This is a genomic window from Thalassospira lucentensis (assembly GCF_011806425.1).
Lineage (GTDB): Bacteria > Pseudomonadota > Alphaproteobacteria > Rhodospirillales > Thalassospiraceae > Thalassospira > Thalassospira lucentensis_B.
Map to the genome: position 1 here is coordinate 143,503 of NZ_JAATOV010000005.1, position 24,444 is coordinate 167,946.

Consider the following 24,444-nt stretch of genomic DNA (forward strand, 5'->3'; position numbering starts at 1 on the left):
AGTTTAAAGAGCTTCCTCTATGAAGCCTTTGACTTCTTCGTACAGGCTGTCGGAATGTTCAGACAGATTTTGCGAGAAGCTTGATAGGCGTGTGCCTTGCTCAGACGTTTTTTCGACCATCTCGTCAAGGCGGGCCAGGTCGCTTGTAATGGATTGAACGCCATCGGCGACAGACAGGATATTGGCCGCAACTTCACGCGATGCAGCGTGCTGCTGTTCGACAACCGCACCCAGATTTCCGGCGATTTCTTCGTTGGTTTCGATGACTTTACGGGTATCGTTCAATTCAGAAACCACGCGTTCGGTGTTTTCACGAATTGCCGCAATACGGTCGGTAATGTCCTTGGTCGAATTTGCGGTCTGGGTTGCAAGGGATTTAACCTCGCCCGCGACCACGGCAAAACCTTTGCCTGCATCGCCCGCACGCGCGGCTTCAATTGTTGCGTTCAGGGCCAAAAGGTTGGTTTGGGTGGCGATATCCTGAATGATTTTCACAACCGTTCCGATTTCTTCAACCGCGCCGGATAACTCGGCCATGACCTTGCCGGTGTCATCCATTTCTGCAACCGATCGGTTTGCAACTTCGGTCAGGCGATCGATCTGAGATGATATTTCACTGATGGAGCGTGACATTTCCTCAGACGCCGCGGACACCTGATTGGCTTTCTGGGATGTCAGGTCACCCGATTGACGGATGTTGCTCGCTAGGTTTGCTTCGTCCGATGAATTTTCCGAAAGGTCGGACGATAGGGTGTTGAGCTTATCAGATGCTTCGCGCACTTTTTCCGACAGGCTAACGCATGTGCGTCCCATTTTGACCTGATCGGTAATGGTTTCGGCGGTCATGATAAAGCCAGTGACGGTATCATATTCATCAAGAAGCGGGGTGACCGTTACCATCAACGTATCTTCATCAAGGCGGACACGCTGATAAATCGGCATTTCTTCAAGTCGGTTGCCCAAATTGGCAAACTGTTTGCGATCAAAGATTTTATGAAGCTTTGAAAGGGGGGAGCCAATGACATTGGCGAAATTAACGTCCGTGGTCTTAAGCAATGTTTGGGCAAAATCGCGCGAAATAAAGCAGATATTGCCAGAAAGGTCACAGGTGACGATGTTGTAGGTAATGGAATTTATCAGATCTCTGTAAAATGCATTCTGCCGGTCTGCTTCTGCCTTGGCGCTTTCTTCAGCAGCCATATTTGATTTCGCATCTGCGGTCCTGCGATAGATTTTAAGCATTGTTCGACGTCCTTGAGAAAGAAGATTGCCATACTTGGCGCGCGGATGGTCCACCGTTGGCAATGATCTGTTCAAGCTTAAAAGCGCAGTTGCAGGATATTCTGTGAAATCAGACGATTAGCCCGGATTTTTACAATACTTATCGCTCATATACTCTATACGTGATGGTGCTTTTTAAAACCGATTTTTTAACTCAGGTATTCCGTGTTTTGGGGCGACTCGACGCCAAATAATCGCGTTTTTCTGCGGGATTGGGCCTCTTTGGGGGCTTCGGTATAGACCAACAGATCAGAGGCATTATCTTGCTTTCCAGCAAAAGCCGTACAAGCAAAACTCCCTTGTTTTTTTAGAGAAGATAACCTTTCGATGCGTGATGTTGTCTCTGAGACAGAAAAGGCCCGGCATATCGCCAGGCCTTTCCAAATCGATCAGGATTCTTTTAGGTTAAAGCACCTGATTAGTATTTGACGTTATAGGTCATGGTAAAGGTTCGCCCACGACCAGTTGCATCGAATATGGATGCCGGGCCGTATCCCGGTGAATAGAACTTCACCGCACGCTGTCCCCAAATGGTCTGGTAATCTGTATCAAGCAGGTTATTGATGCCAAACAGCAGTGAACCGACTGGCAGGTTGTATCCGCCCTTTAAGTCAAACAACGTATAACCATCCATGTCGTCATCGCTGCTATCTTGGTAGTCATAGACATTGCTCATTTGCAGCTTAAGGCCAAGGTCGCCACCTTGCCAGCCGACATAGGCGGTCGTTTTCGGCAGACTTGCAGAAGTGGCGTCTTCCTTGTCCCAGCTTCCGTCGGTCTGTTCGACCATCTTACGTACATAATGGCCTGACGCGCCCACCATCCAGTTTTCATCAACATTATAGTTGAACATGGCTTCGATACCGTAAGTCCGGGTGGCCAGATCATTCACATCTATTAACAGGGTGGTGTTGTTCGCTTTGATCGATTTGTCCGATACAGCGTAATAGGCAGCGACCTGTGTTTGCAGGTCAAGACCATCATGGCGCCAGCCCAGTTCATAGTTGTTGGTCTTCACACCTTGCAAAGATGAACCGTCAACTTTCAAATAGTCACCTAAAACGTAACGCGTCCCGACCAGGGTATAGTCACCTTTGCCGTAATATTTTGACGGATCGGCAATTTCGAACCCTTGTGAAAATTGGAACCAGACCTGGTTTTCCAGATTAATATCGTACTTGATACCGGCATTGAACAAGTTGACATCATAGGAAACATCACCGCCGGGAATGGTGTCCGCAGAACTGGCCAATCCACGCGCGATGTTGATCTGCTGGGTAGAACCGACAAAGGAATCAACAGCGGTGCGAATATGTTCGCGCCTTACGCCCCCTTGGATGGATAGTTTATCGGTGATGTCATAAAGGCCCTGTGCAAAGCCAGCAGCGGTCGTAACCTGATAGCCGGGGTAACGTTCCAATTCCGCCAGTTTCTTAAAGACCCTGCCACCACTCGCAAGGGCCGCATCGCGGTCAAAGAAATTGTTGGTGGCTTCAAACGATTCATAGTTTAGATCCAGACCATAGGTGACTTCTAAATCGTCAAAGTCGCTGGTCATTGCGGTTTTGACACCGGTAACCCACGTGTCTTGTTCCGATCCGGTCAGGTATGATAATGTGCCGCCGCCGGTGCGCGGGAACGGATAAAATGCCAAATCCTCGTCACGGTAATAGGCTTGGGCAATAAGCGATTGACCAAGAAAATCTTGGTTGTCGTAACTTAATGACACCTGATTTCGTTCGGTACTCGGTTCGACATCAAAACTTGGACCTTCGCCAACGGTAATCAGCGAGCTGTCAGAAAAACCGGCGTAATTGGTCCCATAATCGACGTAATAGTCGTTTTCCTGCTCACTCAGGTAATGCTGCATCGTAAGAGATACAGACTGGTCGTCGGCGATTGCCGCGTCGATGGTGGCAAACAGATCGATATTCGTGGTGTCCTGAATGCTGGTTTGCGTGGTATCTGGCGGGATCAGTTCGCCCGAACCATCATAAAGGTTTCCGGTCTTGGAATATGCCAATGACAGGCGGCCACGGACATTTTCCACGCCACCAGACACCGATTGCGCAACTCGATAATCAAGGTCGTCATCGGCCTGAAAACCGGACGTGCCAGAAATCAAGCTTTCAAAGCCAAGCTCATTGCTGTCGGCATGTTTGGTAATGATGTTGATGATCCCACCGGTCGCGTTACCACCATGTAAGGCCGATGCCGCAGACAGAACTTCGATCCGTTCGATATTGAAGGGATCGATGGAATCCAAATGTCGGCTGACGACGCGCGCCCCCATCAGCGAGACGCCATCAATCATAATCATGGCTGTCCGGCCACGCATATTCATACCGTAATTGGTTCTTGAACCAACGCTGCCAAAATCAAGGCTGGGAATGAGTGATGGCAGCGTTTCTTTAAGCGACGTTCCGGTTGCCGTTTGTTCCTGAATTTCCTCGGCGCTGATGATCTGCACGGTCTGCGCCATGTCTGTTGGACGTTGTGCAGCACGGCTTGTGGATACTTTCAGGGCGTCCGTCGTCAATATCTTGTTTTTATTGCTACCATTATCAGATGTTTGTGATGCCTCCTGGCCTGCGGCAGGAGTTGAAAGAAGATGGAGGCAGGTTAGGGCGGACACCGCCGTCAACGTACCCGTGAGGCGCATGTTCTTCGTCTGCGCAGGACTGAATGAGACCATGTTTTTAACCGCTTATATAAGTTTGTTCCTGGGTTCCTGATAATGAATTCGCGAATCATTATCAATTGTGGAAATCGTATTTTGTTGAAAATTTGATCACGGCGACCGGAATATTTGATTTTTAAATCAAGTAATTGCATGTGGTTTGCAGAGTTCGGGGCATCGTTTGGCGGCACGCTTATGCCATCCGGGAACGTGTCGGCGCTCAGAAAATTGGGACCCAGAATGCTTGGGGGTGGTCAAAGGCGCTTTGTCGAAAGCCTTGCGGGTTTAAATCGGGCAATTTGGTGGAAATTTCCCAGCTAAGAGGCTATGTTCCCGGTCAAATAGCGTGATCAACGCTTCCCGCAGATAAAAACTAACGTTGTTTTTCAGAGAGACGAGAACCTTCCCATGAGTGATTTTGTCTATAAACCCATGTTCGATCTGGGGAAGGACACCACCCCATATCGTAAAATCGGGGATGAGGGTGTTTCGACCGTTGATGTTAATGGCGAGACCTATTTGAAAGTCGCGCCCGAAGCGATTGAAAAGCTGACCCTTCAGGCGTTTTTCGATTGTTCGCATCTTTTGCGTCCAGGGCACCTTGCTCAGTTGCGCAAAATCCTTGATGACGATGAAGCGACCCCGAATGACAAATTCGTGGCGATGGATCTTTTGAAAAATGCCTCGATCGCATCGGGGGGCGTTTTGCCGATGTGTCAGGATACCGGAACGGCGATTGTCATGGGCAAGCGCGGTGGCAAAGTGATCACCGATGGTTCCGACGAAGAAGCGCTGTCAAAAGGCATCTGGCAAGCCTATCAGAAACACAATCTGCGTTTCTCGCAGGTTTCGCCGCAAAGCATGTTCGAAGAAAAAAATACCGGTTCGAACCTGCCGGCACAGATTGACCTGTATGCGACCAAGGGCGATGAATACAAATTCATGTTCATGGCAAAGGGCGGTGGTTCTGCAAACAAGACTTTCTTGTTCCAGCAGACCAAGGCGCTTTTGAATCCTGAAAGCCTGCGTAAGTTTTTGGACGAGAAAATCCGCACGCTGGGGACCTCGGCCTGTCCGCCGTATCACCTGTCGATTGTTATCGGCGGCACGTCGGCCGAAGCCAACCTGAAAACCGTTAAAATGGGATCGGCCCGTTATTATGACAGCCTTCCGACCGAAGGCGGCGATCATGGGCAGGCTTATCGTGATCTTGAATGGGAACAGAAGGTTCTCGAGATGACCCGCGAAATGGGCATCGGCGCACAGTTCGGCGGCAAGTATTTCTGCCACGATGTGCGCGTAATCCGTTTGCCGCGTCACGGCGCAAGCTGCCCGGTTGGTCTGGGTGTTTCGTGCTCCGCCGACCGTCAGATTTTGGGCAAAATCACCAAGGACGGTATCTTTATCGAGGATCTCGAACATGATCCGGCGAAATACCTTCCGCATGTCACGGACGAGCACCTTGACGACGAAGTGGTTAAAGTTGACCTCAATCGTTCGATGGATGAAATCCGCAAGCAGCTTTCTGGCTATACGGTCAAAACCCGTTTGTCCCTGACCGGGACGGTGATTGTGGCCCGCGACATCGCACACGCCAAAATCAAGGAACGCCTTGATGCAGGCGAAGAGATGCCGGAATACCTGAAAAATCACCCAGTTTATTACGCTGGTCCGGCTAAAACCCCCGAAGGCATGCCGTCTGGGTCCTTTGGCCCGACCACGGCCGGTCGTATGGATGCCTATGTCGAACAGTTCCAGGCCGCAGGTGGTTCATTTGTGATGCTGGCCAAGGGCAACCGATCCAAACAGGTCAAGGATGCCTGCCAGAAATATGGCGGTTTCTATCTTGGCTCTATCGGTGGTCCGGCGGCCCGTTTGGCGCAGGATTGCATCAAAAAGGTCGAGGTTCACGAATATCCAGAACTGGGTATGGAAGCCGTTTGGAAAATCGAAGTAGAAGATTTCCCGGCCTTCATCGTAATTGATGACAAGGGCAATGACTTCTTTGCCGAATTTGGCATCTGATTTTAAGACCAAGCCGAAAAATCAAAAGGCAGTGCAGGTGATCTTGCGCTGCCTTTTTGTTTGCATAGCTGACCTTCAGTCAAGGGACTTGCACACATCCGGTCTGCGTGGTCTGATTTGGGCAAAATCAACCCCTTATGGGAAATTGTAATATGACTAAAACTTCCGCACTGGCAGGGGCCGGCGCGACGGAAAGCCGCATGGTAGGGGTTACATCCGCGTTAGCGACGGTCTGTATTTGGGCTGGTTGGCTGATTGCGACGCGCTATGCGATGACCTCAAGCTTTACCGCCGTTGATATCGGCCTTTTGCGCTTTGTTGTCCCGTTTGTCCTGCTCAGCCCGATTTGGATCAAAAAAGGGATCTGGCCCAAGGGGCTTTCGCTGGTGAACGGCCTTTTGATGATGACCGGTTCGGGGGCTGTTTATACCCTGATGGTGGCAAGTGCACTGCAATTCGTTCCGGCAAGTCATGTGGGTATCTTGCTGCCCGGTGTGATGGCAGTTTGGGCCGTTTTGATTGCGATTGTTCTATTTGGCGAACGGCCGGGCCGCGTACGCCTTACTGGATATGCCGCTGTTATCGTGGGGGTTTTGCTGCTTGTCGCGCTTAAGCCGGGTGGTGATGCCAGTTCGGATATGCTTTATGGCTACGGTCTTGTTTCCGCGGGATCGTTGATGTGGGCGTGCTACACCCACGCCATGCGTCAAAGTGGGCTTGGTGCGCTTGATGCGGCGGCCTTTGTTGGGTTCTGGTCGTTTGTGATCATTGCGATCATTGCGCTGTTTACCGGCAGCCATATTCCCAACGCGCCGGTAGGCGATGTCATGATGCTATTGGTTACACAGGGGCTTTTGGCCGGGTGTGTTGCGGTGATCACCTATGGTCTTGCTGTGCGCCATATCGGATCAACTGGGGCATCTGCATTCGGCGCGATGACCCCCGCACTTACGGCCATTGGTGGCGTGGTGCTTTTGGGCGAAGAAGGTAACCTTGCCTTGGCCGCCGCGGTGGCGTTGGTCATTCTTGGTGTGATGGTGGCATCTGGCGTGTTTCGCCGTGTCATCCGTTAAGTATCGTTCGCTTCGTCTGATTTTTACGTAACGTGATCTATAGCGCGTAAGGGGGACACCGCTTACGCGCTATTGCTTTGGTGTGCTGTTGTCTTGTGGGGTTTTGATGGTTTTACGCGCCACCAATCGCGCCAGTGCCGGTCCGAATGCAAGCACCATAAAGAACCGCGCTGCCTGCAAGACCAGAATGAACGACAGGTCGACATTGGTGCTGGCGGCAATGATGGCGACTGAATCAAGTCCGCCGGGGCTGGTCGCCAAATAGGCGGTCAATGGATCGACATCCATAAAGACGACCAGCAGCATGGAAAGCCCGGCACAAAACGCAATCAACACCGCAATGGATAACAGGATTTTCGGCAGGGCATGGGCCGCGTGGCGGATGACGGTTGGGGTGAATTTAAGCCCAATGGTCCAGCCGATTGCCGCATAGGCCAATCCTAGAAACCATTCAGGTAAAACAAAATCGACCCATCCGGCAAGGTTCAGTATGGTTGCGATAATAAGCGGCGCTAAAAGCGGGCCGGATGGCAGCCGCGAATACACACCGATCAAACTTACGCCGATAATAATCGCAACCGTGATGGCAAATTGCCCGTAATTAATGGCTGGAAACCAGTCATTGTTGCCTGCCGCTGCTGCCAGTTCTGGATCAATCCAAAGATTGGCAATCGACGATGCCACGGCAACCACAATCACCACCCGCACATATTGCATAAAGGCGACAAGCCGTGAATCCGCGCCAAATGCCTCAGCCATAATGACCATGGCAGACGCCGCACCGGGTGATGATCCCCAAATACCGACCGTCCCGGGCAGAACTTGCCGAACACATAAGGTCCAACCAAGAAAACTGCTGGCGATCAGCGTAAGTGTCGTGATGCCAAGGATTAACGGCCAGTCATGGGCAAAGGATGTCAGGATGCCTGCAGACATCGATGCTCCAATCATGACTCCCAAGACCGATTGCGCCCCAAGGTAGATCGGTTTGGGAAGGGCAATCGATGCCCCGTTAGTTCCCATGATGATGCCAATGATCATCGGGCCCAGCAGCAAGGCAGCCGGCACATGAAACGCATGCAAAATTATGGCAAAGACCAAAGATGATAAAATGATCAAAGCCCACTGAACCGCCTTTGGAAGTCGGCCAAGTCGTTCAGTTGAGGTCGGGGGCGTCTTTGGCGGTGTGTTGGACAGATCGGATGGCACGTGTGGTCGCCTTGTTTGGTGGCAGAAGGCAGGCATGTGGACGTTTGTGGGGAACGCGCCATCATGAACACAATTATTATACATCAAAAAAAGCAAAAGAATCGAGGGGTTAGCGACTATACTGACGGTATATGGGCAATCAGACCGATTATGCTTGAACAGATCGCTTCAAGTTTCGTATGCGTGATTGATCGAGGACTATGGGTTGTCTGGGGCTTTCTGCCCGATCTCTCATTTTTAGAAATGATCGTTTCTACCCCGGTGAAAATCATCAACGTGAAGGTCCGCAATCATGAGTAATGAACCAATCGAATTTATCTTTGATGGTGATGAAAATGCGTCGCTGACCATTGTTTTAGCGCATGGGGCTGGGGCGCCGATGGACAGTCCGTTTATGAATGAAATGGCGGCTGAACTTGCCGGGCATGGTTGGCGGGTGGCGCGGTTTGAGTTTCCCTATATGGCCAAGCGTCGCCTTGATGGCAAGAAACGCGGACCGGATCGCGCACCCGTTTTGGAAGCTTTTTGGGCTGATGTCGTTAAAACACTCGGCACCCCGTCCAATCTGGTGATCGGGGGAAAATCAATGGGGGGACGTATTGCCAGCATGGTTGCAGATGATCTCGGTGTGGCCGGATTGGTTTGCCTTGGCTATCCATTCCATCCCCCGGAAAAGCCGGAAAAGCTGCGAACCAACCACCTGACGGGGTTAAAAACACCGGCGCTGATTTGTCACGGTACGCGCGATCCATTTGGCCGACCTGATGAAGTTGCAGGTTATGACTTGTCGCACGCCATCGACGTGCACTGGGTTGAAGACGGCGATCACGATTTTAAACCGCGTAAAAGTTCAGGCCGCACTCAATCCCAAAATATATCTGATGCCGCTGTGGCGATATCGGATTTCGCCAACAAAATCGCATCCTAAAATTCTCTCGGTTGGCCTGCCGCACGATTTGGGCAACAGGCCGATACGCTCCTGCGTCGCATATTCCTCCTGACAGGAGCCTGTCAGGAGGAATATGATAGGTCTAAGCGCAGGATGACAAAGGAGCGATCATGAGAAGGGCCGACCGACTGTTTCGCCTTGTGCAAATCTTGCGCCGCCGCAAACTGTGCCGGGCACGGGATTTGGCCGAGGAACTCGAAGTTTCCGAACGCACGATTTATCGTGATATTCGCGATTTGGCGGCTTCCGGCGTGCCTGTTGAGGGCGAGGCAGGGGTGGGCTACATCCTGCGCGATGGCTATGACTTGCCACCCCTTATGTTTGATGCCGAAGAGATCGAAGCATTGGTTGTTGCGGCACGCATGGTACAAAGCTGGACCGATCCGCAAATGGCGCGTGCGGCCGGCGATGCCCTGACCAAGATCGAAGCTGTCTTGCCTGAGAAAATGCGCGGCTTGATTGGCGGGGTTCCGATTGCCATTGCCGAGATCGCCCAAGAACCCATCGCGATTTCGATGCCAAACCTACGCCGCGCAATTCGTGACCGGAACTTTATTACCCTTGATTACACAGATGCCAAAGGCGATGAGACCCGACGCCGTGTGCGGCCACTTGGCATGTTGTTTTTTGGCAGTACGTGGCTTTTGGCCTGCTGGTGTGAGTTACGTACAGCGTTTCGGGTGTTTCGCGCAGATCGTATTCGCAACATGGATATCGCAACCGAACGGTTTCGCCCGGTTGCGGGGCAGTCATTGCGCGATTATCTGATTTCGGAAGGCATCGAGGGCGAGATCCTTAATGGCATTGGCCGTTAAGGTTTGGCATTGAAACCCGCCGAACATTAGGCCCGCTGAACCGATCGGCGACAGGCCGAAACGTCTATATTTCTCGGTGCCACCGCATTCCGCAAATAGGACAAAAACTAGTCATCGTTTTAAAACATGATCGTTTTAATCACCTGATATTCAATTCAAACGCGCAATACCCATATAGTATCCGTGATACAGGGACGCTAAATTGCTGTCTTGGTTGCATTATCATAGATGCAATTCGCGGTATTTTGTGCGTAAGCTTTTAAATACAAAAAACGAATGTTAGGTCTTAGCAAACGTGTCAGCCCGTTTTGTTTGGCGCAAAGTTGTCGATCTCGCCAGAATTCACACAGAAAAGCCTGAGCTTATCCGTGCGCAGGTTCGGTCGCTTTCACGGCAGGTGCCGGTTCTTTATGTGCTGCTTTTGGCGAATGCGTCGGCACTTGCCTATACCCATTATGGAACAGCGCCCGATTGGCTGACGGTTTATGCCGTCGTGCTTTTGGGTGTTTGCTGCATCTGGCGGGCGTATTCATGGACCCGTGCTGGATTTGAAATCAACGACATTGATGCCTGTGTCTGGCATTTGCGGCGTATTCGGCTGATGGCGGCGGTCTTTGCGCTTTTATTCATGGCATGGGCCGTCGCCATGTTTCGCTATGGGGATATCTATCAGCAAGGGCATGTTGCCTATTTTATTTCCATCACGGTGATTGGTTGTATCTTCTGTCTGGTGACGTTCCCGCCAGCGGCCTTGCTGCTTGTGGTGTTTGTTCTCGTGCCTTTTGTTGTTTATTTCGGGTTCCTAGATAACGAAGTTTACATTGCCATTGCAGTCAATATGGCATTGGTGTCGCTGATCATTGTTCACATCATTACCAGTTACTATGCGGCGTTTTCCGGGTTGGTCACGTCACAGATGGACCTTGAACGTCAGCATAAAACGACGCTTGAACTGTCAGAACAAAATGAATCTCTGGCGTTTTTGGATGCACTGACCGGCCTGGCCAATCGGCGCGCGTTCTTTGCATATCTCGATGATGCTGTCACAACGGCCGCCGCCCAGGCAGAAACCCAATCACAACAATCAGACAGCTTTGCGGTGGCCATGATTGATCTGGATGGGTTCAAGCCTGTTAATGACGTTTATGGGCATCCCGTTGGTGATGAGCTTTTGATACAGGCCGGGAAGCGGTTGCGCGCGATCCTTGCGGGGGATGCGTTGCTGGCACGGTTGGGCGGTGATGAGTTTGGCATCATCCTAAGCGACTATGAAGATGCAACGCATTTGATCACCCTTGGAAAAAAGGTGTGTCAGGCGCTTAATCAGCCTTACGTACTAAGCAGCGGCAGTGTGCAACTTTCAGCATCTTTGGGCTTTGCAACATATCCAACGGTGGCACGGACATCGAATGCCTTGTTTGAACGGGCTGATTTCGCGCTCTATCACGCCAAGAAAAACATGCCGGGCGAGGCGGTGCTGTTTGCTGCCCATCACGAAACCATGATCCGCCATGATTCACAGATCGAACAAGCCCTTAGGAATGCTGACCTCTCACAGGAGCTGTCACTGCATTATCAGCCGGTTTTTGATGTTGAATCCGGGGAAGTGAAATCGATAGAGGCCCTTGCGCGGTGGGATAGCGTCTTGATGGGGCCGGTGTCGCCAGCGACATTTTTTCCTGTTGCCGAAAAAACCGGGCAGGTCGGGATGTTAACCGAAATCCTGTTTGGCCGTTTGCTGCGTGAAATGCGGGAATGGCCCGAACATGTTTCGGTGTCGTTTAACCTGTCGGCCCGCGATATCGTTTTGCCCAATATGACCAAATGGCTGATTGAGCAGATCAAAGCCAACGGCATTTCCCCGGAACGCCTGACATTTGAAGTAACAGAGACGGCATTTCTGCGTGATTTTGCTGCCGCCCGGACAAGCATCCGATACCTGCGCAGCCATGGGGCGCGTGTGGCAATGGATGATTTCGGAATTGGGTATTCCAGTTTGCGCTATGTGCATGAGCTGGAATTTGATTGCCTTAAGGTCGACCGCAGCTTTGTCACGCCACTGGCCGTTACCGAACGCAGTCGACGGATCGTAAAGACGATCATTGATATGTGTACCAATCTTGAAATTGATTGCGTTATTGAAGGCATCGAAACACAAAGTCAGCGGGACATCGTGATCGAGCTTGGCGGACGGTTGGTGCAGGGCTATCTCTTTGCCAAGCCCTCCAAGCGACCTGTCCTTAAACGCCTGTCAGCGATCCTTAAAAAGCAGTAAGCAGCATTTGTGGGCATTCGGTGGCTGTTGACCTCGCTGCTGTGCTTAGAGCTTGGGCGTTACGGTCAGTGTCTAATAATATTCCGGTTAACATTCCCGCAACCAGATGACGGTAAACTGTGTTTCGCGAACCTAACGTGACGGAATGTCTAATGTCACTTGGTCGCTGGTTTTAGCGCAAACAGAGCATTTCTTGATGTCATCGCAGACACACATGTCACAAGGATTTGGGGCGGTTATCGCTGGCGAGATTGATCTTGCGCCGGATATTTGTCTGCGCCTGCGTCAATTAATTGACAGCCTGCCCAGTGATCCCGCGCGTCTTCGTGTTCTGGGGCATGTGTTGCTTGATCTTGGTCTGTGTGATTTGGGCTTAAATGCCTTTGGTCGGGCATTGCTTTTGGATGATCTGGATGCGGCGACCCATATGGGATTAACGCGCACATATATGCAGATTGGCCGACGTCAAACTGCACTTGAACATCTTGAAATCGCCATCAGCCTGCGCCCGGATGCCCGTGAATTGCGGATATTAGCCGCCGATCTTTTGGGATGCCGTAACAAAATGCGTGCCCTTGATCAATTGGGTGCTGTTCTTGCCAAGGAGCCAGACCATGCCGGGGCCCGCAAAGGATTGGCAAATCTGGTGCGGACGGTGATTGCGGGACGCCTTCAGTCGGCAAAAGCCGATGAGGTGCCAGTTAAATCCAGCGCGCTTGCTGAAGCTCCGGCCGTGTCAGAACCATATGGATGGTTTGCGACCGATGAACCGTTCGGTGATCTTGTGAAATCATCTGTCGAAAACGGTCGGCTCGTTTCTTAATTCAACTAGACCCGCCCGCACTCCAGCCGCTTTTTCTAGATCGTATAATCAGTACGGCTAGCCGATCTTTTGGCCTCGTTAGCGATATTGACGCTGTTGCCCGATTGCAAAGAGACGATGGTAAAATCGTCTGAAAGCTGTGCCGGGGCGCGATCCATGAATTGATCGGCAATCTGGGCGGCTAAATCAACATCGGTGCGATTGGCGGTAATAGTTTGCTGCACCATCGAAAGTAACTTTTCCTCGCTTAAAAACTGGCCATCATCAAGCGTTGTTTCGACAAGCGCGTCGCTATAAAGCAGCAGGAAACTGTTTTGATCAAACGGGACTTGACGGGTTTCGTATTTCGCGTCGCGGATAACCCCTAATGGCACGCCAGACCCATCAAGATAGCGGGCGTTCCCGGTTGTGCTGTCGCCCAGAAGCGGCGATGTACATGCCGCGCTGGCGTACGAAAAGGTTTTCTCGCCGCGATCAATAATCCCATACAGCATGGTGGCATATTGCCCGACGGGCAAAAGCCCCTTGAGGTGGCGGTTCAGATTGCCAAGATATGCCCCGGGGTTCAAATCGCGTATTTGATCTGACCAGATCAGGGAATGCAGGCGAAACGTATTTAAAGCAGCGCCAAGTCCATGTCCGGCGAAATCCACGATATAGACACCAAGCTTGTGGGCATCAATCGGGACAAGTCCCCACATATCTCCGCCCAATTCCGACGACATTTGGAAGGTCGCACTGATGCGCATTCCGTAATCTGCACCCGTGCCGCGATATTGTTCTGCCGCGGGGTTGAGGTTCTCTTGCATGTCACGTGCAAGGTCGAGCTCAGATTGGGTGCGTTCCTGATAGGCCTGAAGTTGTTTGACCAGAAGTCGGTTTTCCAGATGGATTTTCGTGCGTGCGATAAGTTCGGCCTTATTCAATGGCTTTAAAATTAGGTCGGTTGCGCCGTCCTCGAAAATCTGGGTGCGTCCTTGGTTTTCTTCCAGTGCTGTCTGCGCGATGATTGGGGTGCTGGCAAATAACGGATCGGCACGCAGGGCCTTGCAAACCTCATACCCGTCAAGTTTGGGCATGATAATGTCAAGGATGATAAGGTCCGGGTCATGGGCCTTGACCTGGTTTAGGGTATCCTCCCCATCCTTGGCAAAAACCAGATTGGTAAAACCATCGGCGCGCAGATACGTCGCAATGATTTCGCGCGATAACATCGTATCATCGGCAATCAGGATGGTGGCATTTTCTGGTCGCCGCAGTCCGGCTTCATAGGCAACGGTGGCTTGTGCATCGATGGCGGCAACAAAGGCGGGGTCGGCGGGAAGAATGCCGGTCGTTGCCTGATCAAAGGTAAGATTTATTGTCCGACCATCACGGCCAAATGTTACCGAATGGCAAAGGCTTTTAATCAACGGAAGACCACGGCCGAATGTGGACTCTTGCCCGGGCATTTCTGTTTCGTCGTCGATGCTTTTCGGTATGAAGCCACGGCCCTGGTCACTAATTGATATGGTAATGTGACCGTTCTTGAGCTTTTTCGCGGTTAAGACAATTACACGGTCGCCATAGGTTGATGACGCAAGTCGTTTTTGGGTTTCCTCGCCCAGCTCGTTAAAGCTTTCCATCGAAAGATGGCCGCTGGCCTCAAGCTCAAGATTGCCATGAATAAGGGAATTGGCGAAAGATTCCTGTACGGCCATTTCAACGGTGGGGGCGGTTGCTTCGTTTATCAGGCCACGGTGGCGCAATGCGGTTACGAATTTCCGCGCGATCGGAAGGTGGTAGGCGCTACGTGTCGACAGAACAATCAGCAGTTCGTCCTGGGACGCCTTGTCGCTATCAAGAACCGCGCCAAGATCGTCCAGTTTAATACCATCAAAATGTTCGACAAATTTGTCGCAGTTTAATCGGATCAGACTACCAAGCCAATCAGGCCCCGGATTGTTGGGCAGAAGGCAGTATGAAAAGGCCATGTTATTTGGAAGGTCTTCCGGGCTGGTGCCGGTAACCTGTTCAATAGGTGTCGGGGGGGACTGATCCCATATGTTTGTTGCCGCCAGCATATTCTTGACGTCATCCGTCGACAGACATTGTGGGACGGCAACAGTAATGGGGGACTGTTTGTCGTGATCCGACACCATCAATCAGTCTTCCAGAATGAACAGGGTATCAAACCGGGCAACTTCGAGCATGCGCTTGACTTGTCCCTGTGCACCACGCAGCACAACCGATGCGCGGGCTTTTTCGCCTTCATCACGGGCAAGGAGCAGCATGCCGAGACCGGCCGAATCAATAAATTCAACGCCAGAGATATCAAGCACTTGGGTCTCAGATTCGTGCGCGCGGATTTCTTCAATCAGTTTGCGAAAACTGGAATGATCGCCAAATGTGAACCGGCCGCTTAATGTGACGATGGTTGTTTTGTCGGTTTGTTCGGTGCTGTAGTTCAACGCGTGCTACTCCTGATCGTCAAAAACCAGCTAAAACTATGCTTTTATTAATCTTACTCTGATCTTGTATGGTTTAAACCGACACTGCAACCATGTTTGCCGTTGTGGCCGTCATGTGACAATCGGTATGCTTAACCATAATGACTATATCGGGACGCGATCCAAAAAATGCCAGAGCAGGCACACATAGTAATTGTTGAAGACACCCTGTCGCTTGCGCGGGTGTATCAGGACTATCTACGTGCCGATGGTTATATCGTTGAGCATGTGCTTAACGGTACCGCCGCGATTGATCGATTGCGACAAAATCCGCCAGAAGTTCTGGTTCTTGATCTGGTGCTGCCTGATATGGATGGGCGCGACGTTTTGCGCCAGGCGTCCCAATTATGTCCGGAATGCAAGATTGTCGTAATTACCGCCCATGGGTCGATCAACATTGCGGTCGAGGCAATGCGCGAAGGGGCTTGGGATTTTCTGCTGAAACCTTTTGCCGCCGACAAGCTGCGCGAAACGGTGAAAAATGCCCTTGCCGGTGCGCCGAGTTTACCGCTTAAAAATTCAGACGAATTTGAGGGGCATGACACCGACGATATGTATTTCGATATCATCGGTGGTTCCGATACGATGCGCGATATTTATCGCATCATCGAAAATGCGGCGCCAAGCCGCGCAACGGTTTTCATCACCGGTGAGTCTGGGACGGGTAAGGAACTTGCCGCCGAGGCGATCCACCACCGTTCTGAACGCGCAAGTAACCCGTTCATCCCGCTTAACTGCGGTGCGATCCCCAAAGACCTGATGGAAAGCGAAATATTCGGCCACGTCAAAGGTGCCTTTACCGGTGCGGTCGTCGACCGCGAAGGGGCGGCACATCGTGCGGCGGACGGGACGCTGTTTCTTGATGAAATCTGCGAAATGGATTTGGATCTGCAGACCAAATTGCTGCGGTTTATTCAAACAGGAACCTTTCAGAAAGTTGGCGGAAGTTCGCTTGAAAAGGTTGATGTGCGTTTTGTCTGCGCGACAAACCGTGATCCCCTTGAAGAAGTCCGTGCCGGGCGGTTCCGCGAAGATTTGTATTACCGCCTGCATGTCATACCGCTGCATATGCCGCCGTTGCGCGATCGCGATAAAGACATTCTGCAAATCGCGAACTTCTATCTGCAACGCTATAACCGCGAAGAAGGCCGGGATTTTAAACGGTTCTCGCCAGAAGTGTCGGCATTGTTTGCCCGCTATTCATGGCCGGGCAATATCCGTCAGCTGCAGAACATCATCCGCAATATTGTGGTTTTGAATAACGGTACAGAAGTCACATTGTCGATGGTGCCGCGGCCGGTGAATGCCAATGCCGATGGCGATCAATTCGCGTCCGCCACGATTGAGGCACCACCACCCCATCCGGGGGTCTCGAATGGTTCTGGCGGTGCAGGGCGTTTGTGGGAAGGTGACCCCGAAGCATTGGCCTTTTTGGCCGGTGCGCGGCAAATGCGCAAAGTTGTCGAGAACCACGCGTCAGAGCACGCCGATGATCTGGTTGGTATGCCGGTCGGGGCGAATTCAAATGATCCGATGGCCGTCCCATCCGCGCCAAAACGATCAGACGGATTGGGATTTTCCGAAATCCGTCCATTGTGGCTTGTTGAAAAGCAGGCGATTGAAGAAGCCATCGAACGATGCGGCGGATCGATCCCGCGTGCGGCGGACGCGCTTGGTGTTAGTCCCTCGACGATTTATCGCAAAAAGCAGTCTTGGGAAGATGGTGGCCTTTAATCGGGAAATTGGTCTTACAGCGACAATTTCTTAAACGCGGTTTCCAAGCGTTTCCAATCCTCGTCCGTGCCGGGAAGGCCAAAACGGACCTTTGTCGCGTCATGATCAAACAGCCGCACCAGAATGCCTGCATGCGCCAAATGATCCGCAACGCCAGCGGCCATTTCACCTTCGAAGAATAAAAACAACGGCGTTGCGCCAACGCATTTAAGCGGGCTGTGATCCGTCACCATTGTTTCTAGACGTTGGCGATCAGTATTCAGGCGCTGGCGGGTCGCGTTTTGCCAATCAAGATCGTCAAATGCCAAGGTCGCAATGTGCATCGACGGGCCGGGAATAGCCCACGGGCCGATGCGTTGTTCCAGGTCATGTGCAAGCTTGGCCGGCAGGATCGCACAACCAATTCTGATCCCGGCAAGGCCAAAGAACTTGCCAAAGGATCGTAGAATGAGTGTGTTGGACAGTGCGTCAATGTGTGGACAGATCGACTGATCTGGTTCGCAATCGATAAAGGCCTCGTCGACGATCAGCCAGTTGTGATGATCGGCTGCCAGTTTGGAAAGTTGTTCAATTTCGTTTGCGGGGATCAGTCCACCATCCGGATTGTTTGGATTGACCAAAATCACAACCTTGCCCGCGTCACCTGTGGTCAGTAATGATCGGGCTGTTTTCAGACGGTCATTGGCATTGCTGTCATGGTCGGTGCAAACATGCCCGGCACGTTGCCAGCACCGGCGATGCTCGGCATAGGTGGGGCCGAGAATATGCACAGAACGGATGTCGGTATGATCGCGCAGCCAAAACGGAATGGTTTGAATAAGCGACTGCGTGCCGGCGGTGCAAACGAGATGGTCTGCGGACGGCAGTTGGTAATACCTGCTGGCTGCATGCTTTAAGGAGATTAACTCGCTGCCCAACGGCAGGCGTTGCCAGTATTGCGGGGCAATCTCGGGAATGGGATAGCCAACCGGATTAATCCCGGTCGATAGATCAAGCCAGTTTTCGGCAGAAATACCGTATTTCTGCGCAGCAAGGTCAATCGCACCGCCATGATTGATCGCGGCCGTTTGGGTGTTTTGCATTGTCTTGTCTGTCATTGGTGGCGATGACCCCAGTTTCGGTATGACGTCGCATTCTGTCTATTGTTGATGCGAAAAGCCGCAATCAATCCAAGATCCCTTGCCTTGGCAGTCTCGACTGCGTATCGTCCGGCCACTTTCAATACCGGACATTTATCCATGATCACACCCCAAAACGCCATACAGCCCGATGTTTGGCAAAACATCAATCCGCAGCTTTCAATTTCCAATTCTTTCGACGGAATTGGCAGTGATGCTGCGGTCGTCGCAGCAAGTGGCGGATTTGATCCATCAAGCTTGTCTGACCGATTTTGGGACGAGGGGTATTTCCTGATTGAGGATATTTTGCCGATTGACGAATTGGCCATGCTGCGCCGTGGTATTGAAAACCTTGTCGCCAATGATTTGCCGCCCGCCATGATTTATCTGTATGACGAGGCATGGCAGGTGTTTATGCGACTGCGCCCGTTGCTGAGCCATTTTTTGGGGGAACGGATCGCTCTTTTACCGCATTTCTGGGCGTGGCATGTGGATCCCGGCGAAGATGGCCGTGGATGGCCGCCCCATCGCGATTATCAGGGCGAAAGCGCGATAGGGGATGAGATGGTGATCAGTCTTTCCCTTTGGGTGCCGCTTAGTACCGCGATGCCGGAAAATGGATGCATGTATGTCTTGCCCCGATCTTTTGAGCGGACCTACGACCATCCGGTAACCAAACCACAAGACGTTCCTTTACAGGATGTGCGCGCATTACCCGCCAAACCCGGAACGGTGATGGGCTGGCGGCAGGATTTGTATCATTGGGGGGGACGGGCAAGCAAACATGCCACGGAGCCGCGCATGAGCCTGTCACTCGAATTTCAAAACGCCGCGTTTGATCCCTTGGCCCAGCAGCTTTTGGCGCTTGATCGACCGCCAGTCTTTTTGGAACGGCTGGAATTGATTGCTGCACAGTTTGAGAAATACACACATATGCAGTCCATCGGCCCAGAGGTTGTCGCGTGGGCCAAGGCCATTATGAATGAATGCCGCGCAAACCGGGCGGGGTAGAGGTCGACAAGGATTTCGTTGGCGATCATCATGTATACAGTCACTTTTTTGGAGTTGTACCTGATGAAATCTGCTTGCCAAGGCGACATATATAGGGCGTGATTGTTTATTAGGGAAATATGTTGGTCGTGACCAACGCATTGCAAACGAAGAGACGATAATGGGTTTATTAGATCGCAGCCGCTTCGATGAAATGTCTTCAGCCCTTGGTAAGGACCAGTTCGCAATGCTCATTGAGTTGCTTCCCGCGTCCTATCAGGAAGAGCGCGCCAAAATTCTTAAGGCGATTGAAGATAAGGACCATGAAACGTTCCACCGTGCAGCCCACACAATAAAAGGCATGGCCGGAAATATGGCGGCTGAGGACCTTGCCGAGTATGCGCGTTCGCTTGAAACATACGATGGTGCCTTTGACGAAGAGGTTCATGCCAGCATCGCCGAACTTGATCGATTGAACGAACAAACTGTCGCGGCCATGCATGCGGCCTTGCGCGGCTGATTGGAATTGCGTCGACGTAGGTTCATGGGGCAAAGAAAACTGTGCGTTTAGATACGATAAAGGAGGGCAGATAACATCTGCCCTCCTTTTTTGTTGCCGGACGTGTTGGCAAAGCGCTTAGCGCGTGATCAGGTCCGTTCCGTGTCGGGACACACTTTCATTTCCGGTGTCTGTCACAATCACCGAATGGCCGGGACACATGGCAACACCACTTTCGCTGTCCATCAGGATCATATGCAGGAAGAAAACCATACCCGGTTCGGCGATGACCGGGTTGTCGTGGTAAAACATTGGCCAGTCCATCCAGTTGGGCGCAAAGGTTGTCCCCATAGAATAGCCGCAGGCATTGAGGCGGTGGTTCGCCATGCCACCTGCATCGCAAACCTTTGCATAGGCATCAAATACCTTACCAATTGGTTCCCCCGGACGCAGGGCTTCGCGACAGGCCGCGAGCGCGTCTGTTGCCACCTTATGCATTTCGATATGCCGGGGCAGGGCATCACCAACCGGAATGGTGCGCATCATCGCCGCATGGTAATGCCGATAGGCACCCGCCCATTCCAGGGTGATTTGATCGGTATTTGCGATGTGTTTGCGTCCCGTGAAATAGCGACATAGCAGCGCATCACGGCCTGCCCCGATAATGAACTCATTGCCCGGGTAATCACCGCCGCCTGAAAATACAGCGCCTTGCATGGCGGCCAAAATGTCACCTTCAAATGCGCCAGCATGCACCGTATCAAGGGCCGCGTCCCATGCATCATCGGCAAGGTTTGCGGCCTTTCGGATAAAGGCAAGTTCAGCCGGGCTTTTGACAACACGCAATTCCGACACCAGCCGGGATGCATCTTCAAGGCGACAGAACCCATCAAGTGCCGCGTCCAGTTTCTTGCCATTGGCGGCCGTCAGGCCATAGGCATCATACTCAACACCAAGCTTTTTGCCAGAACAGCCAAATTCAGACAGCATGTCGCGTAGCTGGATCGCGGGATTAACGTCCGGCCCATCGACCCAAATGCGGATATCTTCGATGTCAGATGTATGTTGCGCCTGACGAAGATCGGGTGCGCGGGTAATCAGCGCGACCTTTCCATCCGCGCCCAGATACAAGCATTGAAAGAACACATATCCGAACGTGTCATACCCGGTCAGATAGAACATGCTTTCTTGGCGAAAGATCAGTAGGCCGTCTAGGCCAGATTGTTCAAGTTTCTCAATCGTTCGCGCGCGGCGGGTGGCAAGTTCGTGACGTTCAAAATGCAAAGCCATGGCAAGGTTCCCTGATGATTTGTTTGCGCGAACGCTAGCAGACAATTTCGGCCTAAAATAGGAAAATGATCATGCCATCGATGGTGGGGCGCTGAATTGGCCTGTTCAAATATTCATCGGAAATTTTATGTTTTTGTTCTGATGCTTACGCACAATCGAGCATGAAAATCATACCGCACCAATGGACATTTTCGCGCGTCCCACTAAATGGATTAGACCGGCGCGTTTTCGATTGAGGGGGAAAAGTTCGTGCCGCCAATACGTGAAGCCATCCACAAAACGGAGGTTACAGTGGCGAGTTTGAATAATTTCTCAGTTCATAAGGACATCCAAAATCCGAGCTATTCGCACCGTCATCGCCAATCATATGAAAATTGGCGTCGCGACGATTTGTATCATTTAGCCCAGCGGTCAGGCATCGAAAACCGAGCCAACATGACCAACGAAGAGCTGGCCCGTGCACTGACCAATGCGCAAGGCGCATCATCTTAAACCGGTGTAACATCTAAAATATGCGTTGGGTTTTATAACGCTTTGATGAAATTGTCTCGGCGATCTTGTCGCGCACAACGTGCGTGACTTACCCTTTGGGCTGTTTGGGTCTGCTAAGGGGGGATCGCCGTGAAACCCGTGTTGGTCGTATCGCACCGTGGGGACAACCGTCGTGCACCGGAAAACACAATCGCCAGCGCGCAAAGTGCGATCGCGTTAGGAGCTGACTACATCGAGTTCGATGTACAGCAATCCGCCGACGGCGTTTTATATGTCATGCATGATGAAACGGTCGACCGGACAACAAACGGTCACGGCCTGATTTCCGAAATGACCAGCGATGAGATTGATCGCCTTGATGCCGGAAGCTGGTTCTCCGCGGAATTCGAAGGCGAGAGGGTACCCCGCCTGGACGCCTTTCTGCGGCATATCAAAGGGCTCTGTAAAATCTATTGCGAGATAAAGCAGGCCAATGTGTCTGACGTCGTCGCCCTTTTGCGCGGCTTTGGGGCGCCAGATGACGTCTTTCTGGGATCGTTTTCCGCTGATATTCGCCAAGAATATCGAACCATTGCGCCAGAGCTTCGTCGCAACATCCAATTACATGTCGCCGGATCGTTGGAAAACGCCATCCATCACGAAAAGGGGCATATATTTGAGTTTCTCGAAACCAACATAACCCGTGACGCGGTTTTTGAGGCCAAAAAACGGGGTCTTGAAACAATGGTGTTCATCGATACGCCAAATACGGAATTGTTCGCCGAACTGGTCCGTTGGCAGGTGGACTATGTCAATCTCGACCATGTCGCCCTTTTCCGCGCAGTACAGCAAGAAGTCCTGTTAGAGCGGCAGTAGACTGTCTTTTGTCGCCGCATTGCGACCTAAAAAGAAGCTCACCCCATAAATGTGTGTGACCGGTTGGGAATTTGGATTCTTCGCAATGATTGTCGTTGGGCTATTGAAATTCATTGCCATCATCCAAAAATATCTTGGGCAATAAACAAGACGAGATGTGGGCGGTTGGGCGGATTCCCGATGATCGATTGATTGGAAAATTTGCCAACAATACTGGGACTTTACCGCTTAAGTCTTGCGCGATTGGCTTTATGAGATGAATATCAATGGGGGTCCAATGTCTTGAAAACAACGATGGTTGCCCCTGTCGCGCCGATCACACCAAGAAAAATAAAAGGATGCGTGTTTGTTGCATCGATCGCCAGATAATCAAAACACTGCGCTGAGCGAACTAAGCCTTGGCAGCACGATTGCTGCGCGGCAGCTTAAATATGCGCTTTGTCTGGCATCTATTCTTGGCCTGCTGATCACGCTGTTTCAGGCCTATCATGATTACAATTGGCTAAATGACGTTTATACGCATGCCAACCAGCGAACAATCGCCAGCAATGTCCCGGTGGCGACAAAAAGTCTTGTTAATGAGGATCGCGAGCTTGCCGATGTGATGGCACGCGGCATGTTGAATCAGCGCTCGATTGCACGTGTTATGCTGACTGATGCGCAGAGCGGGGTTTTCTATGACAAGGAACGCCCATCGGGCCAATTACCAGCGTCGCTTTGGGGCGATATGCTGTTTGGGGGGCTGCAAACAGTTGTTATCCCCGTTCGTGATCCCGATCTTCGACCGGCAACGACTGTTGGCGAGATGGTCGTTGAGTTAAACCCGCAAGTTTACGTTTCAAGTTTTATATCCCGCTTCATCTGGTCGTTTATGAGCACCATGGTGTTGGCGATTTTAATGGCCGTGGCCTTTGCTGCCATGAGCTATTATGTCTTCTCGCGCCCGTTGGTGCAGTTGGGCGGCTATCTGGTGAATGCCGACCCGACGGATTATGAACGTCCGATGGAAATGCCGCCGCACCATCGTTATGACGATGAAATCCAACTGCTGGGCTCGGTCACGGTCGGATTGTTTGGCATGATCCGCGGACAGATTGGTCAGCTGCGCCGTGCACGCGATGAATTGCAGGATGCAAACGTTAACCTTGAAGCCCGGGTTAAGCAGCGCACAGAAGAATTAAACGAAGCGATGCAAAAGCTTGAAGTTCTGGCATCCACCGATCCTTTGACCGGGCTTCCAAACCGGCGGGCATATCTTGGGCGCATGGAAGAAGCCATTTCTGTCTGGCGACGCCGCGATACGCCAATGTCTGTCATTCTTCTTGATATCGACCGGTTCAAGAGTTTTAACGACATACATGGTCACCAAGCCGGTGATGCGGTCCTTGTTGATTTGGCGAAAACAATGCGTTCGACTGTGCGCGATATTGATTTGCCGGCCCGTATGGGCGGCGAAGAGTTCGCGGTACTTTTGCCCGGTGAAGAACTTGAAGGGGCGATGAAACTTGCCGAACGCCTGCGAGCCGAATTTGAAAAATCACCGGTAAACTTCGGCGGCAATCACTTGTCTTACACATCAAGTTTTGGTGTCGCAGGTCTTCCCTCTGCACAAGGTCGGGCGGGCTTGGATGCGAAAGTTTCGCGTACTTTTGATGCTTTGACGTCTCATGAAAACAGCGATATTGCCGCCCTCATTTATTCGATGGCCGATAGTGCGCTGTATAAAGCAAAGGAAGCAGGGCGCAATCGCTGTGCGCTGACCGAATTTGACCTGCTTTTCGATCATATCAACGCGTAAAAACCATCCGTGACAGAGCACTTACATCCGCGAATTTAAGGGATGGCGA

The 24,444-nt window shown here is 51.7% G+C and carries 20 protein-coding genes; 13 read left to right on the forward strand and 7 right to left on the reverse strand.

Translation table 11 applies throughout. The features are described 5' to 3' along the window. Nucleotides 1-3: 3 nt before the first annotated feature. Together HCZ99_RS15735 and HCZ99_RS15740 are read right to left on the reverse strand one after the other, a co-directional pair. Nucleotides 4-1,242 (reverse strand): methyl-accepting chemotaxis protein, encoded by a 1,239-nt coding sequence (locus HCZ99_RS15735; protein ID WP_167447982.1) that lies wholly within the window; start codon nucleotides 1,240-1,242, stop codon nucleotides 4-6. A gap of 457 nt (nucleotides 1,243-1,699) precedes the next feature. After that, a complete protein-coding gene (locus tag HCZ99_RS15740) occupies nucleotides 1,700-3,976 on the reverse strand; it encodes a TonB-dependent receptor (RefSeq protein ID WP_368484272.1) in 2,277 nt (758 codons plus the stop codon). Nucleotides 3,977-4,369: 393 nt separating this feature from the next. On the opposite strand from HCZ99_RS15740, the gene HCZ99_RS15745 reads away from it, so the two are divergent. Together HCZ99_RS15745 and HCZ99_RS15750 are read left to right on the forward strand one after the other, a co-directional pair. Beyond that, nucleotides 4,370-5,986 (forward strand): fumarate hydratase, encoded by a 1,617-nt coding sequence (locus tag HCZ99_RS15745; protein ID WP_167447984.1) that lies wholly within the window; start codon nucleotides 4,370-4,372, stop codon nucleotides 5,984-5,986. 152 nt (nucleotides 5,987-6,138) lie between these two features. Beyond that, nucleotides 6,139-7,059 carry a DMT family transporter gene (locus HCZ99_RS15750; protein ID WP_167447985.1) on the forward strand — a complete coding sequence of 307 codons (921 nt, stop codon included), beginning with the start codon at nucleotides 6,139-6,141 and terminating at the stop codon, nucleotides 7,057-7,059. A gap of 69 nt (nucleotides 7,060-7,128) precedes the next feature. Here the strand turns inward: HCZ99_RS15750 and HCZ99_RS15755 are convergent, their stop codons facing one another. After that, nucleotides 7,129-8,268: an AbrB family transcriptional regulator gene (locus HCZ99_RS15755; protein WP_368484273.1), complete on the reverse strand. Its 1,140-nt coding sequence runs from the start codon at nucleotides 8,266-8,268 to the stop codon at nucleotides 7,129-7,131. Nucleotides 8,269-8,331: 63 nt separating this feature from the next. Here HCZ99_RS15755 and HCZ99_RS15760 point away from each other — a divergent pair, with 63 nt between their 5' ends. The 5 genes from HCZ99_RS15760 (at nucleotide 8,332) to HCZ99_RS15780 (ending at nucleotide 13,130) form a co-directional block, all read left to right on the forward strand. Then, on the forward strand, nucleotides 8,332-8,568 hold the full coding sequence (locus HCZ99_RS15760; protein ID WP_167447987.1) for a hypothetical protein: 237 nt from the start codon (nucleotides 8,332-8,334) through the stop codon (nucleotides 8,566-8,568). Further along, nucleotides 8,561-9,196 carry an alpha/beta family hydrolase gene (locus HCZ99_RS15765; RefSeq protein ID WP_167447988.1) on the forward strand — a complete coding sequence of 212 codons (636 nt, stop codon included), beginning with the start codon at nucleotides 8,561-8,563 and terminating at the stop codon, nucleotides 9,194-9,196. Before HCZ99_RS15760 ends, HCZ99_RS15765 begins: the two co-directional genes overlap by 8 nt. Before the next feature lie 131 nt (nucleotides 9,197-9,327). After that, the gene (locus HCZ99_RS15770; protein WP_167447989.1) at nucleotides 9,328-10,032 is read left to right on the forward strand and encodes a helix-turn-helix transcriptional regulator; all 705 of its coding nucleotides are present in this window, start codon (nucleotides 9,328-9,330) and stop codon (nucleotides 10,030-10,032) included. A 295-nt stretch (nucleotides 10,033-10,327) separates the two neighbouring features. Beyond that, complete coding sequence (locus HCZ99_RS15775; RefSeq protein ID WP_167447990.1) at nucleotides 10,328-12,307, forward strand: putative bifunctional diguanylate cyclase/phosphodiesterase; 1,980 nt, start codon at nucleotides 10,328-10,330, stop codon at nucleotides 12,305-12,307. A gap of 214 nt (nucleotides 12,308-12,521) precedes the next feature. Further along, a complete protein-coding gene (locus tag HCZ99_RS15780) occupies nucleotides 12,522-13,130 on the forward strand; it encodes a hypothetical protein (RefSeq protein ID WP_175581544.1) in 609 nt (202 codons plus the stop codon). 35 nt (nucleotides 13,131-13,165) lie between these two features. On the opposite strand, the gene HCZ99_RS15785 is transcribed toward HCZ99_RS15780, so the two are convergent. Continuing rightward, nucleotides 13,166-15,271 (reverse strand): SpoIIE family protein phosphatase, encoded by a 2,106-nt coding sequence (locus HCZ99_RS15785; protein WP_167448141.1) that lies wholly within the window; start codon nucleotides 15,269-15,271, stop codon nucleotides 13,166-13,168. Nucleotides 15,272-15,274: 3 nt separating this feature from the next. Continuing rightward, nucleotides 15,275-15,580, reverse strand: a complete 306-nt coding sequence (locus tag HCZ99_RS15790; protein WP_167447991.1) for an STAS domain-containing protein — start codon at nucleotides 15,578-15,580, stop codon at nucleotides 15,275-15,277. Between the two features lie 168 nt (nucleotides 15,581-15,748). On the opposite strand from HCZ99_RS15790, the gene HCZ99_RS15795 reads away from it, so the two are divergent. Beyond that, nucleotides 15,749-17,353, forward strand: coding sequence for a sigma-54-dependent transcriptional regulator (locus HCZ99_RS15795; RefSeq protein WP_167447992.1), 1,605 nt, complete (start codon nucleotides 15,749-15,751; stop codon nucleotides 17,351-17,353). 14 nt (nucleotides 17,354-17,367) lie between these two features. Here the strand turns inward: HCZ99_RS15795 and cobD are convergent, their stop codons facing one another. Next, on the reverse strand, nucleotides 17,368-18,450 hold the full coding sequence (gene cobD / locus HCZ99_RS15800; protein ID WP_167447993.1) for a threonine-phosphate decarboxylase CobD: 1,083 nt from the start codon (nucleotides 18,448-18,450) through the stop codon (nucleotides 17,368-17,370). Between the two features lie 141 nt (nucleotides 18,451-18,591). On the opposite strand from cobD, the gene HCZ99_RS15805 reads away from it, so the two are divergent. Beyond that, nucleotides 18,592-19,482, forward strand: a complete 891-nt coding sequence (locus HCZ99_RS15805; protein WP_167447994.1) for a phytanoyl-CoA dioxygenase family protein — start codon at nucleotides 18,592-18,594, stop codon at nucleotides 19,480-19,482. 160 nt (nucleotides 19,483-19,642) lie between these two features. Then, nucleotides 19,643-19,981: an Hpt domain-containing protein gene (locus HCZ99_RS15810; RefSeq protein ID WP_167447995.1), complete on the forward strand. Its 339-nt coding sequence runs from the start codon at nucleotides 19,643-19,645 to the stop codon at nucleotides 19,979-19,981. Between the two features lie 117 nt (nucleotides 19,982-20,098). Here HCZ99_RS15810 and HCZ99_RS15815 read toward each other — a convergent pair whose 3' ends face one another. Further along, a complete protein-coding gene (locus tag HCZ99_RS15815) occupies nucleotides 20,099-21,250 on the reverse strand; it encodes a M24 family metallopeptidase (RefSeq protein ID WP_167447996.1) in 1,152 nt (383 codons plus the stop codon). Nucleotides 21,251-21,541: 291 nt separating this feature from the next. Between HCZ99_RS15815 and HCZ99_RS15820 the strand changes: the two genes are divergently transcribed. The 3 genes from HCZ99_RS15820 (at nucleotide 21,542) to HCZ99_RS15830 (ending at nucleotide 24,395) form a co-directional block, all read left to right on the forward strand. Further along, nucleotides 21,542-21,742 carry a hypothetical protein gene (locus HCZ99_RS15820; RefSeq protein WP_167447868.1) on the forward strand — a complete coding sequence of 67 codons (201 nt, stop codon included), beginning with the start codon at nucleotides 21,542-21,544 and terminating at the stop codon, nucleotides 21,740-21,742. Nucleotides 21,743-21,871: 129 nt separating this feature from the next. Then, nucleotides 21,872-22,597, forward strand: coding sequence for a glycerophosphodiester phosphodiesterase (locus HCZ99_RS15825; protein WP_217701518.1), 726 nt, complete (start codon nucleotides 21,872-21,874; stop codon nucleotides 22,595-22,597). A gap of 349 nt (nucleotides 22,598-22,946) precedes the next feature. Continuing rightward, the gene (locus HCZ99_RS15830; protein WP_167447997.1) at nucleotides 22,947-24,395 is read left to right on the forward strand and encodes a GGDEF domain-containing protein; all 1,449 of its coding nucleotides are present in this window, start codon (nucleotides 22,947-22,949) and stop codon (nucleotides 24,393-24,395) included. Nucleotides 24,396-24,444: the final 49 nt, after the last annotated feature.

Bases quoted from the DNA above. Each gene is read 5' to 3' on its own strand.
- HCZ99_RS15735 (WP_167447982.1), bottom strand. From the start codon at position 1,242: ATGCTTAAAATCTATCGCAGGACCGCAGATGCGAAATCAAATATGGCT.
- HCZ99_RS15740 (WP_368484272.1), bottom strand. From the start codon at position 3,976: ATGGTCTCATTCAGTCCTGCGCAGACGAAGAACATGCGCCTCACGGGT.
- HCZ99_RS15745 (WP_167447984.1), top strand. From the start codon at position 4,370: ATGAGTGATTTTGTCTATAAACCCATGTTCGATCTGGGGAAGGACACC.
- HCZ99_RS15750 (WP_167447985.1), top strand. From the start codon at position 6,139: ATGACTAAAACTTCCGCACTGGCAGGGGCCGGCGCGACGGAAAGCCGC.
- HCZ99_RS15760 (WP_167447987.1), top strand. From the start codon at position 8,332: ATGAACACAATTATTATACATCAAAAAAAGCAAAAGAATCGAGGGGTT.
- HCZ99_RS15765 (WP_167447988.1), top strand. From the start codon at position 8,561: ATGAGTAATGAACCAATCGAATTTATCTTTGATGGTGATGAAAATGCG.
- HCZ99_RS15770 (WP_167447989.1), top strand. From the start codon at position 9,328: ATGAGAAGGGCCGACCGACTGTTTCGCCTTGTGCAAATCTTGCGCCGC.
- HCZ99_RS15780 (WP_175581544.1), top strand. From the start codon at position 12,522: ATGTCACAAGGATTTGGGGCGGTTATCGCTGGCGAGATTGATCTTGCG.
- HCZ99_RS15785 (WP_167448141.1), bottom strand. From the start codon at position 15,271: ATGGTGTCGGATCACGACAAACAGTCCCCCATTACTGTTGCCGTCCCA.
- HCZ99_RS15795 (WP_167447992.1), top strand. From the start codon at position 15,749: ATGCCAGAGCAGGCACACATAGTAATTGTTGAAGACACCCTGTCGCTT.
- cobD (WP_167447993.1), bottom strand. From the start codon at position 18,450: ATGACAGACAAGACAATGCAAAACACCCAAACGGCCGCGATCAATCAT.
- HCZ99_RS15805 (WP_167447994.1), top strand. From the start codon at position 18,592: ATGATCACACCCCAAAACGCCATACAGCCCGATGTTTGGCAAAACATC.
- HCZ99_RS15810 (WP_167447995.1), top strand. From the start codon at position 19,643: ATGGGTTTATTAGATCGCAGCCGCTTCGATGAAATGTCTTCAGCCCTT.
- HCZ99_RS15815 (WP_167447996.1), bottom strand. From the start codon at position 21,250: ATGGCTTTGCATTTTGAACGTCACGAACTTGCCACCCGCCGCGCGCGA.